11 protein-coding genes are annotated in these 13,017 nt (G+C 63.4%); 6 read left to right on the top strand and 5 right to left on the bottom strand.

All coding sequences use genetic code 11. The features are described 5' to 3' along the window. The 4 genes from IG122_RS03170 to IG122_RS03185 all read right to left on the bottom strand — a co-directional run bounded on the left by IG122_RS03170 (position 1) and on the right by IG122_RS03185 (position 3,910). Complete coding sequence (locus tag IG122_RS03170; RefSeq protein ID WP_193180306.1) at positions 1 to 342, bottom strand: XdhC family protein; 342 nt, start codon at positions 340 to 342, stop codon at positions 1 to 3. A gap of 36 nt (positions 343 to 378) precedes the next feature. Beyond that, positions 379 to 1,698, bottom strand: a complete 1,320-nt coding sequence (locus IG122_RS03175) for a vWA domain-containing protein (RefSeq protein WP_193180308.1) — start codon at positions 1,696 to 1,698, stop codon at positions 379 to 381. Positions 1,699 to 1,703: 5 nt separating this feature from the next. Continuing rightward, a complete protein-coding gene (locus tag IG122_RS03180) occupies positions 1,704 to 2,621 on the bottom strand; it encodes an AAA family ATPase (RefSeq protein ID WP_193180310.1) in 918 nt (305 codons plus the stop codon). A gap of 77 nt (positions 2,622 to 2,698) precedes the next feature. Beyond that, positions 2,699 to 3,910, bottom strand: coding sequence for a CaiB/BaiF CoA transferase family protein (locus IG122_RS03185; RefSeq protein WP_193180312.1), 1,212 nt, complete (start codon positions 3,908 to 3,910; stop codon positions 2,699 to 2,701). 28 nt (positions 3,911 to 3,938) lie between these two features. Between IG122_RS03185 and IG122_RS03190 the strand changes: the two genes are divergently transcribed. From IG122_RS03190 to IG122_RS03200, 3 genes are all read left to right on the top strand, one after another. Next, the gene (locus IG122_RS03190) at positions 3,939 to 4,649 is read left to right on the top strand and encodes a nitroreductase (RefSeq protein WP_319024799.1); all 711 of its coding nucleotides are present in this window, start codon (positions 3,939 to 3,941) and stop codon (positions 4,647 to 4,649) included. A 42-nt stretch (positions 4,650 to 4,691) separates the two neighbouring features. Next, positions 4,692 to 5,852, top strand: a complete 1,161-nt coding sequence (locus IG122_RS03195) for an acyl-CoA dehydrogenase family protein (RefSeq protein WP_193180314.1) — start codon at positions 4,692 to 4,694, stop codon at positions 5,850 to 5,852. A gap of 100 nt (positions 5,853 to 5,952) precedes the next feature. Next, on the top strand, positions 5,953 to 7,665 hold the full coding sequence (locus IG122_RS03200; RefSeq protein WP_193180316.1) for an AAA family ATPase: 1,713 nt from the start codon (positions 5,953 to 5,955) through the stop codon (positions 7,663 to 7,665). A 17-nt stretch (positions 7,666 to 7,682) separates the two neighbouring features. Here IG122_RS03200 and IG122_RS03205 read toward each other — a convergent pair whose 3' ends face one another. Beyond that, entirely contained in the window at positions 7,683 to 8,627 is a 945-nt protein-coding gene (locus IG122_RS03205; protein WP_193180318.1) for a UDP-glucuronic acid decarboxylase family protein, read from the bottom strand. 309 nt (positions 8,628 to 8,936) lie between these two features. Between IG122_RS03205 and IG122_RS03210 the strand changes: the two genes are divergently transcribed. From IG122_RS03210 to pepN, 3 genes are all read left to right on the top strand, one after another. Further along, on the top strand, positions 8,937 to 9,320 hold the full coding sequence (locus IG122_RS03210) for a GcrA family cell cycle regulator (protein WP_193180319.1): 384 nt from the start codon (positions 8,937 to 8,939) through the stop codon (positions 9,318 to 9,320). A gap of 216 nt (positions 9,321 to 9,536) precedes the next feature. After that, positions 9,537 to 10,307, top strand: coding sequence for an SDR family NAD(P)-dependent oxidoreductase (locus tag IG122_RS03215; RefSeq protein WP_193180321.1), 771 nt, complete (start codon positions 9,537 to 9,539; stop codon positions 10,305 to 10,307). Between the two features lie 37 nt (positions 10,308 to 10,344). Beyond that, a complete protein-coding gene (gene pepN, locus IG122_RS03220; RefSeq protein ID WP_193180324.1) occupies positions 10,345 to 13,014 on the top strand; it encodes an aminopeptidase N in 2,670 nt (889 codons plus the stop codon). Positions 13,015 to 13,017 lie beyond the last annotated feature (3 nt).

The raw sequence follows: 13,017 nt of genomic DNA on the forward strand, positions 1-13,017 counted from the left end.
TTATTGTCCTTCGATCCGTTCCACGTAGACCTTCACTTCGCCGCCGCAGGCGAGCCCGACTTCCCAGGCCTGCTCGTCGCTGACGCCGAAATCGAGCATGCGCGGCTGGCCATCCTGGATAGACTGCATCGCCTCGCGTACCACGGCGCCCTCGATGCATCCACCGGAGACGGAGCCGATCATTGCACCGCTGTCGTCGATCGCGAGCTGGCTGCCCACGGGTCGGGGCGAGCTGCCCCATGTCTTGATAACCGTTGCCACCGCGATGCGGCGGCCGTCGCGGCGCCATTCGGCGATCCGTCCGAGAATGTCGTCCTGCTGCCTGGGATCGTACTTGTTCATACTGCCGGTCTCCCTTCCCATCCGCGGGGGAGCGCCTCAGGCTGTCTCCGCCGCTTCGATCTCGGCCAGTTTGCCGAGCCAGTCCCCCATGCCCCTGCGGCGTATTCCGGCCGGCTCTCCCAACAATTTCGCCAAATCATCCAGGCTGTCGAGAGAATGCACCGGACGGAACTCGTCCACATGCGGCAACAAGGCCCGCACCCCCAAGGATTTGGGGGCGAAGCCGTCGTAGCGCAACAGCGGGTTGAGCCAGATCAGCCTGCGGCACGACTTATGCAGTCGTTCCATTTCGGCACCGAGCCCTTTGCCGGCTTCCCGGTCGAGACCGTCCGTGATCAGCAGGACGACCGCTCCCTGGGTGAGCACCCGGCGGGACCAGTGACGGTTGAAATCGTGCAGACAATGGCCGATTCGCGTTCCGCCGGACCAATCCTCCACGGAGGCGCTGATCTTGTCCAGCGCTTCGTCCACGTCCTTGTGGCGCAGATAGCGCGTCACGTTGGTGAGGCGCGTGCCGAACAGGAAGGTATGGACCCGGTCCCGGTCGTTGGTCAGCGTGTGCATGAAATGCAGCAGCATGCGCGAATAGCGGGTCATCGAGCCTGAGATATCGCAGAGCGCGACCAGAGGCGGCGGACGCATCCGGCGCTTCTTCAGCTGCAGCGGAATGATGTCGCCGCCGGAGCGGAGCGCCTGGCGCAGCGTGTTGCGCAGATCGACCCTGCGGCCGTAGGGGCTGGGCGAGAAACGGCGGGTCGGGATGTCCGCGAGCGGCAGATGCATCTTATCGATCGCCCTGCGGGCGGCGCGGATTTCCTCCGCGCTCATCTTCTCGAAATCCATCCCCTGCAGCAGTTCCTCGTCGGAATAGGTCATCACCGCGTCGAGCTGGATCTCCTGTTCCTGCTCGCGGTCGGGCGCGTTTGCGTCCTGGCCCGGTTCCTGCTGCTGCGTCAGCGCCTCGGAGACCCGGCGATTGATCTTCTCGGCGTCCTCCTCGTCCGCGTCTCCGGCGAGCTTCATCTCCGGCAGCACCATCTGCATCATCTTTTCGAGGATGCGGGGATTGCGCCAGAAGATGTGGAATGCCTGGTCGAAGATCTCGCGCTGGTCGCGCCGGTTCACGAAGACGGCGTGCAGCGTCCAGTAGAAGACCTCCCGGTCGGTGATCCCGACGGTCCTGACCGCCTCGATGGCGTCCATGACCTTGCCGGGACCGACAGGCAGGCCGGCGGCCCGGAGGACGCGGGCAAAATGCAGGATGTTCTCGACCAGACGTCCGCCACCGCCCTCCGGCGTGGCCGGGAGCTCCGGCTTTTCGCCCGGGGGCGGGGTGCGGTCGTCGAGCGGGGTCATGATGCTCAGCCGGCCATCGCCAGTTCGCTGCGGACCTGGGTCAGAATGCGGTTGGCCTCGCTGCCCTGGATCTTCTGGATGTCGTCCTGGTACTTCAGCAGTACGCCGAGCGTGTTGTCGACGGCGCGCGGATCGAGCGCGAGATAGTCGAGCTGCACCAGCGCGTGGGTCCAGTCGATGGTCTCGGCGACACCCGGCTGCTTGAAGAGGTCCATCTTGCGGAGCTGGTGCACGAAGGCGACGACCTGCCGGCTGAGATCTTCCGGCGCCGTCGGTGCCTTTTTACGGAGGATCTCGAGCTCGCGCTCGGCGCTCGGGTAATCGACCCAGTAGTAGAAGCAGCGCCGCTTCAGCGCGTCGTGGATCTCGCGCGTCCGGTTCGAGGTGATGATGACGATCGGCGGCTCCTCGGCCTTGAAGGGGCCGATTTCCGGAATGGTGACCTGGTAGTCGGAGAGCACCTCAAGCAGGAAGGCCTCGAACGGCTCGTCTGTGCGGTCCAGTTCGTCGATCAGCAGCACCGGAGCGCCGCCTTCGGTCGGCTCCAGGGCCTGCAGGATCGGGCGCTTGATCAGGAACTCGTCGGAGAAGAGATCCGCCGCGAGCGCCTTGCGGTCCGCACCGCCGGCCGCCTCGGCCATCCGGATCTCCAACATCTGGCGGGAATAGTTCCATTCATAGACCGCCGAGGAAACGTCGAGCCCCTCGTAGCATTGCAGGCGGATCAGTTTGCGGCCGAGGGTTTCGGACAGGACCTTGGCGATCTCGGTCTTGCCGACGCCGGCCTCGCCTTCGAGGAACAGCGGCCGCTTGAGCTGAAGGGCAAGGTGCAGGGCGGTCGCGAGCGGCGTATCGGCGACATACTGGCCTTTGCCGAGCAGGGCGAGCGTGTCTTCGACGGTAGCGGGAAGCGAAGTCGGCATGGGGGCGTCCAGATTTCCAGCGGGATCAATGGTCAGATAGCACGCGGGCGGAGCGGTTTAAAGGGGAGCGAGCCGGATCAGGGAGCCTGGAAGACCACACCAGCGGCCAGCAGCGCGTCGATCTCCGCTCCGGCAAGGCCGCCCTCGGCGAGGATTTCCCGGCTATGTTCCCCCAGCCGCGGCGCGCCGAGCCGGTAGGAGGCGGGCGTGCTGCCGTAGCGGATCGGCTGACCGACCATCCGGATCTCTCCTTCGCTCCTATGCCGGAACAGCGGCCAGAAACCGATCTCGTCGAGATGCGGGTCTTGCAGCAGGTCCTCGGTCCCCATGACCGGCATGGCGGGTACGTCGATTTCGGCGAAGAGCGCGAGCCACTCAGCTGACGTGCGCGCCGGCGTCGCCTCCGCGACGATCTGGTAGAGCCGGCCGATATTGCGCGAGCGCTCCGCCGGATCGGTCACCCAGGATGCCGCTGCGATATCCTCGCGACCGATTGCGCGCAGGTAATCGCTCCATTGCCGGGCGGTATAGGGCAGCAGGGCGACATGCCCGTCCTTGGTCCGGTAGGGCTTGCGGTGCGGGGCGAGGACCCGGTCGTATCCCGTCTTGCTGTCGCCGTCGGGGAAGGTGGCGCCCTGGAGATGCTCCGGATGCAGGAAGGCGACGAGGCTTTCGAACATCGGCACTTCGATGAACTGGCCAATTCCGGAACGCTCCCGGGCCACCAGCGCCATGGAGATCGCGGAGAGGCACATGAGACCTGTCACCTTGTCCGCGATAACCGTGCGGCTGTAGGCCGGAGCTCCGTCGGCCCGGTTGTGATAGTCGGCGAGGCCGCAGGCGGCCTGGATGATGTCGTCATAGGCTGGGCGGCCCGCATAGGGACCCTGCTCGCTGAACCCGTAGGCGCCGCAATAGATCAGCTTCGGATTGATCACCTTCAGGTCCTCGTAACCGAGGCCGAGGCGGCGCATCGCGGCCGGTCGGACGGAGCTCACGAAGACGTCGGCGCTTCGTGCTAGCGACAACAGTGCGTCACGGGCACCGGTGTTTTTCAGGTCCATCGAAAGCGAGCGCTTGTTGCGGTTCACATTGAGGAAAACCGTGCCCATTCCAGGGTTTCTGAACGGTGTGACGTTGCGCGTGACATCGCCGTCGAGGGATTCGACCTTGATGACATCGGCGCCCATGTCGCCCATGATCTGGGTCGCGTAGGGTCCGAGCAGAACCGAGGTCAGATCCAGTACCCGGATCCCCGCAAGGGGACCGGTCGCAGCTTCACCCGCCATTTCGATCAGATATCCCGAGAAAAGAACCGTGACAGACGCACCGATCATAGAGACCGGCTACGAAAACCTGAACCCTGTCGAGGAGGCGGTCTCGCAGCGGCGCTCCGTCCGGGCCTTCCTGCCGGACCCGGTGCCGGATGAGACCATTGCCCGTATACTCTATCTCGCCGGCAGGGCGCCGAGCGGAACCAACATGCAGCCCTGGAAGGTGCATGTGGTGACCGGCGCGGCGCGCGAAAGACTGTGCACCGATATCGTTGAAGCGCACCACGAAGGCGCGAACCACAGCGGCGAGTACCAGTATTACCCGAAAGAGTTCTTCGAGCCTTTCAAGTCGCGCCGCCGCACGGTCGGCTGGGCGCTCTACGGCCTGCTCGAGATCACAAAGGGCGATTTCGAGAAGACCAAGGCGCAGCATGCGCGGAACTTCACCTTCTTCGACGCGCCGGTCGGGCTGATCTTCACCATCCATCGCGGCCTCGAGATCGGCAGCTGGCTCGATTTCGGCATGTTCATGGAAAACGTCATGGTGCTGGCCCGCAGCCACGGACTGGAGACCTGCCCGCAGGCCGCTTTCGCGACCTATCACAAGATCATCCGAGCCCATCTGGACCTCGCCGAGGAGGATGTGGTCGTTGCCGGCATGGCGCTCGGCAAGGCCGATTGGTCGAAGATCGAGAACACTCTTATTACGGAACGCATGGCGCTGGAGGATTACGTCCGGTTCCATCGCGGCTAAGATCATTTCAATTGAAACGATAAAATACCCGGAGGAAACGAGATGGACTTCCAGCTGACCGAAGAGCAGCGCAGCCTGCAGGAAACGGCGCGCGCTTTCGCGACCCAGGAGATGGCGGATGTCGCGCGCGAGCTGGAGGAAAAGGACGAGGCGCCGTCCCGCGAACATATACGGCGTTATGCCGAGATGGGCTTCCTCGGGATCAATGTGGCGGAGGAATATGGCGGGCTCGGTCTCGGCAACCTCGAGGCGCTGATCGTGCTCGAGGAGTTCGCCAAGGTCTCGCCGGCCATCGCGTTTCCGATTTTCGAGTCCTCCGTCGGCCCCTGCCGCGCGGTCGAACATTTCGCCTCGTCCGAGCTGGCGAAGAAGGTCTTGCCGCAGGTCTGTGCCGGCGAGCTGACGGTCGCCGTCGCGATGTCCGAGCCGGATGCCGGCTCGGCCCTGACCGATCTCAAGACCCGGGTGACGGAGGAGGGCGGCAATCTGATCCTGAACGGACAGAAGCGCTGGTGCTCCGGCGGCGGTCATGCCGAGGCCTATGTGGTCTATAGCAAGATGTCGGACGCACCGGGCGCCAAGGGGATCGGCGCAGTTTATGTCGAGAAAGGCATGAAGGGTGTCAGCTTCGGCGAACGCGAGCGGCTGATGGGCTTCCGCGGTATCCCGAGCGCCGACATCTTCTTCGACAATGTCGAAATCCCGAAAGAGAACGTGATCGTGCCGGCCGGCGGCTTCCGCCAGCTGATGGAGGCTTTCGATCTGGAGCGCTGCGGCAATGCCACCATGTGTCTCGGCATCGCATCGGCCGCCTTCGAGACGGCGCTCGCCTATACCCAGGAGCGCAAGGCGTTCGGCAAGGAACTGGTCGAATTCCAGGCGGTGCAGATGAAGCTCGCCGAAATGGCGATGCGGGTCGAGGCCTCGCGCCTGCTGATCTTTCGCGCGGCGAAGAATGCCGAGGACGGTCTGCCGTCGGTGCTGGATTCCAGCCTGGCGAAATGCTTCGCCAACGAGATCGTCCGCGACGTGACCGGTGCCGCGCTGCAGGTGATGGGCGCCTATGGCTATTCCAAGTCCTACGGCATGGAACAGCGTCTGCGCGACGGTTGGGGCTGGGGCATCGCAGGCGGGGCGATCGACATCCAGAAGGTGAATATCGCCGCGGCCCTGGTGGGGCGTCGGTTCAACCAGAGGGCCTGATCCAGGTCAATTCCTGCATGATTCTGTACTGTTAGATTTGCAAAGTGTGCGCTTTACTCTCGTCCAGGCGTGACACTTTGCGTGCAGGAGGAAGAGTGCCTTGAAGATCAGGACCCAAAAGGATTTCGAGCGCGCCCTGACGCTCGCGGTATCGTCGCTCCATCCGTTAATCGCCATTCACTCGTTCGAAGAAAACCGGGTGATCGACAGCATCGAACGCGTGGCGATCAAGGAGAAATGCGACATCATTTTCTGGTCCTGCACGCGGGGCATTCACATGAAGCGGATCGGCTCGCTGCTGAGCCAAGCCGACAAGGCACCGGACAACCTCGTCAAATCCGGCCAGAACGCGGACGTCATGACTGCGATCGAAGCCTTCGAGCGCAAACTTGAAAGAGAGCGCGAGAAGAAGAGTTCGGAACGCCGGAAAACCTTCCTCGTCCTGCTCGACGCGTCGCCCTTTCTCGTCGAGCGCCACAACAATCCGGCCCACCGCAGGCGGCTGCGCGATTTCGCCTTGCAGAGCCGGCTCTCGACCAAGAACGGTGCAATTCTCCTGGTCTCGTCCGACGGTGAACTCACTCCGGAACTCGAGAAGGAGATCCTGCGGCTCGAGTTTCCCCTTCCGACGAAAGACGAGATCAAGGGCTGGGTGGACGACATTCTAGAGCGGCTCAAGGCAACTTCCGCAGTCAAGGTCGACGAGGATGTGGACTTCCTGAAAGAGGCGGTTGTGAACGCGGCGAGCGGCCTCACAATGTACGAGATCCGCAATGCGCTCTCGGATGCCCTGATCGAGGACAAGCAATTGTCGCGGGAGGATGTCCGGGAGATCTACCGGCTCAAGCAGGATGTCGTGAAGAAGAGCGGGATCCTCGAATATATCGACACCAGCGAATGGTCGATGGACGATGTCGGGGGGCTCGATAACCTGAAAGAATGGCTCCGCAAGCGCGCCCTGGCCTCGACCGATAAGGGGCTCGCCTTCGGGATCACTCCGCCGAAAGGTGTTCTCCTCACGGGCGTTCCCGGCTGCGGCAAGTCGCTTGCGGCGAAATGCACATCGACCTCCTGGGGCATTCCGCTGATCAAGCTGGACATGGGACGTGTCTATGCCTCGCTCGTCGGCGCGTCGGAGCAGCATATCCGTGATGCTATCTCGATCTGCGAGGCAGTTGCGCCCTGCGTGCTCTGGATCGACGAGATTGAGAAGGGACTGCCGCGTAACCAAGGCCATGTCGGCGATAGCGGCGTTTCCCTGCGGGTGTTGGCGACATTCCTGACCTGGCTGCAGGAGAAGACGGCGCCGGTCTTCGTCATTGCCACGGCCAACGAGACGGTGCTGCTGCCGCCGGAAATCCTGCGCAAGGGGCGGTTCGACGAGATCTTCTTCATCGATCTCCCCAATGCGGAGGAGCGGAAGGAGATCTTCCGGATTCATATCGGCCGGGTCGGTCACGTGCCGGAAAGTTTCGATCTCGACGCCCTGACCGAAATTACCGGCACCGACGAGGCGACGGGAGAGGGCGGTTTCAGCGGCGCCGAAATCGAGGCGGTCGTGCGGGAAGCGCTGATCTCGGCTTTTTCAGAGGCGACGGATGCCAAAAAATTTCCGACCCTCGAGCAGCGACACCTCGAGGCTGCGATCCTTGAAACCAAACCTCTGTCGGTCACACGGGCGGAAGAGATCACCGGTCTGAGGCGCTGGTCCGACGGCCGCGCGGTCCCGGCGACCGGCTCGCTGGTCGAACCGCCATTGCCATTCCCTTTCGAGGAAAAGCTGAAAGATATTCTGAAGTCCGGCACCCCTTGACGGGGTCGGACGCCCCCTCAGACGAAGTCGCGGAAATAGGCGATCGTTTTCTCGAGGCCGGTGCGCAGGGGAACTTTCGGCTCCCAGCCGAGGAGGTTTCTGGCCTTGTCGATGTTCGGCTGGCGCTGCATCGGGTCGTCCTGCGGCAGCGGATGGTAGGAGATTCCGTTCTTCCCTCCGACCAGTTCGGTCACGCTTTCCGCCAGTTCCTTCACCGTCATCTCGGTCGGGTTTCCAAGATTGATCGGGCCGACCACGGAGTCCTCGCTGTCCATCAGCTTCATCAGGCCGTCGACCAGATCGTCGACAAAGCAGAAGGATCGCGTCTGGCTGCCGTCGCCGTAGAGCGTCAGGTCCTCGCCGCGCAGGGCCGAGAGGACGAAGTTTGAGACCACGCGGCCGTCGTTCGGGTGCATGCGCGGGCCGTAGGTGTTGAAGATCCGCGCGACCTTGATGCGCAGCCGGTGCTGGCGCAGATAGTCGAAGAACAGGGTCTCGGCGCAGCGCTTGCCTTCGTCGTAGCAGGCCCGGATGCCGGTTGTGTTGACGTTGCCCCAGTATTCCTCGGTCTGCGGATGCACCGTCGGGTCGCCATAGACCTCCGAGGTCGAGGCCTGCAGCACCTTCGCCTTCACCCGCTTGGCGAGCCCGAGGACGTTGATGGCGCCGATCACGCTGGTCTTTGTCGTCTGTACCGGATCGCGCTGGTAATGGATCGGCGAGGCCGGGCAGGCGAGATTGTAGATCTCGTCGACCTCGACATAGAGCGGGAAGGTGATGTCGTGCCGCATCAGCTCGAAATTCGAGTGATCGAGCAGGTGGGCCACGTTGCGCCGCATGCCGGTGTAAAAATTGTCGACGCAGAGAACGTCGTCGCCGCGCTCCAGCAGCCGCTCGCAGAGGTGAGAGCCGAGAAAGCCGGCACCTCCGGTAACCAGGACGCGTTTTGGAACTGTCTTCATGGGATGGCCGCCGATCCTTCAGTGCCAACATTCTCTCGAAATTCTGCATACCTCATCCGGAACCGGGTGCAAATGGGGCTGTGCGGAGAGGCGCGGCCGGCTTGAGCTGGAGTTGGCTGAGAGCGCTTTGCCGTAACCCCTTGAATCGGCGCGAATCGTTAAGTTTTCTCGCAAGGCGCTTGAATCGAAACCACAACAAGGAGTAGGCTCATCTCAAGTCGGCACAACATATTGCGTCTCTTTTCAACCGGGAGACGCGCCGGTTCAACCGGGAAGAGTGCCGGCATTATGTCAGACTTGGAGGGCAGAATGGCCGAAAGCGCAGTCAGCGCGTGGACCGAGGACCGTCTGGAACAGCTCAAGCAGCTCTGGGCCGACGGATTGTCGATCACGCAGATCGGGAACGAGCTCGGGGTTTCGCGGAATGCCGTCGTCGGCAAGGTGCACCGGATGGGGTTACCCAAGCGGCAGTCGCCGATCGTGCGCTCCGACAAGCCTGTCGAGCCGAAGAAGCGCAAGGTTTCGCCGCTCGCGGCGCAGGAATGGGACCGGAACAAGTGCTCCTGGCCCATCGGTGACCCGAAATCTCCGGATTTCAAGTTCTGCGGCGACAGCGTGGTGCAGGGCCGTCCCTATTGCACGACCCACTGTGCGGTTGCCTACACCAACATGCGGGATACCGCGGCCGCCTGATCGGGCCGGCTACTCTCGAACTCCGGAGGGGTGCCGCGGGAAGCCGCGGCGCCCCTCCGCCGTTTCCGGCGTCGCCCCGGATCCGCGCGCGACAGGCCATAGGGCGTGTATTGCCAAATCCGGCCCCCTCTCTATTGTTCGATTGGCGGAGGGCATCCGCCCCAATTCAGCACCCCCTCCTGCCGGTTCCCGGCGCATGACCTTCCGGAGCAACAGATGCGACTGAAAGACAGAACCGCCATCGTCACCGGTGCCGCGTCCGGTATCGGCAAGGCGATCGCGATCCGTTTCGCGGAAGAAGGCGCGAACGTGATCGTGGCCGATCGCACCGACGCGCCGCGCGAGGGTGGGGAGAAGACACTGGATCTCATCCTGGCCGCCGGGGGCAGCGCCGAATTCGCGGAAATGGATGTCGCCGACTGGGCGTCCGTCGACGCTACGGTCGGAGCGGTGGTTTCCACCTATGGAGCGCTCGACATCATGGTGAACAACGCGGCGATCGGCGTCGGCAAGCCTCTGCTGGAAACCAGCGAGGAAGATTGGGACCGGGTGATGAGCGTCAATGCGAAGGGTGTCTTTTTCGGCTGCAAGCGGGCCGTACAACAGATGCTGACGCAGCCGGCGCGTGATGGGGTGAGGGGCCGTATCGTCAACATCTCGTCGCAGCATGGCATGGTCCGGTCGCCGAACGACCTCGCCTACGGCACCGGAAAGGCTGCCGTCGTCTACATGACGCGGCAGATCGCGGGCGATTACGCCGCCGAGGGGATCGTCTGCAACGCAGTCGCTCCGGGCAAGATTCTCACCGGCAAGACCGGCCGGGCCGTCGATTCCGATATCCTTGCCTATTCCGAGGCCCGCACGCCCTGGCCGCGCCTCGGACGGCCGCTCGACGTGGCCAACGCGGTGCTGTTTCTCGCGAGCGATGAGGCGACCTATATTACCGGAGAGAACCTGATGGTCGACGGCGGCTGGATGGCCAACTGATCCGCCCGACCGAAAATCCGAAGCACCTGGAGCTGACATGACACGCGTCGAGAACGCCGCCGGACCTCAAGTGAAACGCCTTTCCGACTACGCCCCGCCGATCTTTCTGATCGACACGGTCGCGCTCGATTTCGATCTGCGCGACGGCGAAACAAAGGTAAGCAGCACGCTCGTCGGGCGGCGGAACCCGGCCTCGAAGGATCCGTCCGACGTGCTCGAACTGGACGGTCAGGAGTTGCGGGTTCTGTCCATCGTGCTCAACGGCGACGTTGTCTCGGAAGCGGATTACCGGATCGATGGCGACAAGCTCTATCTCTCGGGCGTTCCCGACAGCTTCTCGCTCGAAATCACCACCGCGATCGAGCCGGAGAAGAACACCGCGCTCGAAGGGCTCTATATGTCGGAAGGCATGTACTGCACCCAATGTGAGGCCGAGGGGTTCCGGCGGATCACCTATTTCCCGGACCGTCCCGACGTGATGGCGGTCTATACGACACGCCTCGAAGCGGATGCGGCGCGTTTTCCGGTTCTGCTTTCCAACGGCAATCTCGTCGAGGCCGGTTCGCTCGACGGCGGACGGCATTTCGCGGTCTGGAACGACCCGTTCCCGAAACCGTCCTACCTTTTCGCCGCTGTCGCGGGAGACCTCGCCTGCGTGAGCGACAGTTTCCGGACCATGTCCGGCCGCGATGTCGAGCTTCGGATCTATGTGGAGCACGGCAACGAACGTCTGACCGGCCATACGATGGACAGCCTGAAGCGCTCGATGAAGTGGGACGAGGAACGGTTCGGCCTCGAATACGATCTGGACCTCTTCATGATCGTCGCCGTCAGCCATTTCAACATGGGGGCGATGGAGAACAAGGGGCTGAACATCTTCAACAGCAAGTTCGTGCTGGCAGATCCCGAGACCGCGACGGATGCCGATTACGAGCGCCTTGAAGGCATCGTCGCGCATGAATATTTCCACAATTGGACCGGCAACCGGGTGACCTGCCGCGACTGGTTCCAGCTCAGCCTGAAGGAAGGCCTGACGGTCTTCCGCGACCAGGAATTCACGTCCGATACCCATTCCCGCGGCGTGAAGCGCGTCGCCGATGCGCGTCTGCTGCGTACCGTCCAGTTCCCCGAGGATGCGGGGCCGACCGCCCATCCGGTCCGTCCCGAGAGCTATCTCGAGATCAACAACTTCTACACGGTGACGATCTACGAGAAGGGCGCCGAGGTCATTCGGATGATCCACGAACTGCTTGGGTCGGATGCCTTCCGCAAGGGCATGGATCTCTATTTCGAGCGTCATGACGGTGAGGCGGTCCGCTGCGAGGATTTCGTCGCCGCGATGGAAGATGCGAGCGGCGTGGATCTCGGCCAGTTCCGGCTGTGGTACAGCCAGTCCGGGACGCCCGAACTGGAGGTCGACCTGGAGCATGACGTTGCCACCAGGACCGCGCGCCTCAAGGTGCGCCAGATTCTGCCGCCGACGCCGGGCCAGCCGAACAAAAAACCGATGCTGATCCCGCTTTCGATGGCTCTGCTCGGGGGGGATGGAAGGGCGCTGCCGCTGGAACTGCGTGGCGACAATAGCGCTGCGGCGCCGGCTGCGCGCGTTCTCTCCGTCAGCGCCGAAGAGCAGGAGTTTGTCTTCGAGAATGTCGCCGAGCGGTCGGTCCCGTCTTTGCTGCGCGGGTTCTCCGCCCCTGTAAGGCTGCGCACGAGCCGCAATGCCGCCGAGGACTGCTTTCTTTTCCGTCACGACGACGATCCGTTCGCGCGCTGGGATGCCGGGCAGAGCTACCTTACCCGGGCCATAATCGCTGCGGCGCAGAGCGGCGGCGGCGGCGAAGCGGTGCTCGACGACGATTTCCTCGATGCGGTCGGAGAAATTCTGAACGATCCCGCGATTGAGCCGGCTTTTGCCGCCGAACTCCTGACGCTGCCGGGCGAGACGGTCTTGGCCGACGCCATGCTTCCGGCGGATCCGGATGCCATTCACGCGGCGCGCGATGCGGCACGCCGGGAAATCGGGCTCCGTCACACGGCACTCTTCCGGACGATCTACGACCGGCTCTCGGGTGCCTATGCCCCGGACGATATGTCGACCGAAGCCATGGGTAGGCGCGCCCTGAAGGCGGTTGCGCTCGGCTATCTCGTGGCAAGCGGAGAGAGTGCCGCGCGCACGCTCGCCGCAGAACAGGCCGCCGGGGCCACGACGATGACGGAGTCCATGGCCGCGCTGCAGGCCTTGAACAATGTCGAGTGCCCCGAGCGCGAGGCGGCGATGGCCGCCTTCCATGACCGTTGGACCGGCACGCCCCTCGTGCTCGACAAGTGGTTCACGCTCTCTGCGACGAGTGCGTTGCCGGGCACGCTCGAAATCGTGAAGGAGCTACTGGAGCATCCGAAGTTCGATTTGGGCACGCCGAACAGGGTGCGCGCCGTCATCGGCGCTTTCGCGACCGGCAACCCGGTGCATTTCCATGCGGCGGACGGCTCCGGCTATAGCTTCCTCGCGGACCAGATCGTCCGGCTCGACGCACTCAATCCGCAGATCGCGGCACGGCTCGTGGCGCCGCTGACCCGATGGAAACGCTATGACGAAGCGCGCCAGCGCATGATGCGGGAATGTCTCGCGCGCATCCGGCGCCATCCGGGCCTGTCGCCCGACGTCACCGAACTCGTAGCCAAAGGCCTTGGGGAAGAAGGGTAATTT

This window comes from Nisaea sediminum, from assembly GCF_014904705.1.
GTDB classification, from domain to species: Bacteria; Pseudomonadota; Alphaproteobacteria; order Thalassobaculales; family Thalassobaculaceae; genus Nisaea; species Nisaea sediminum.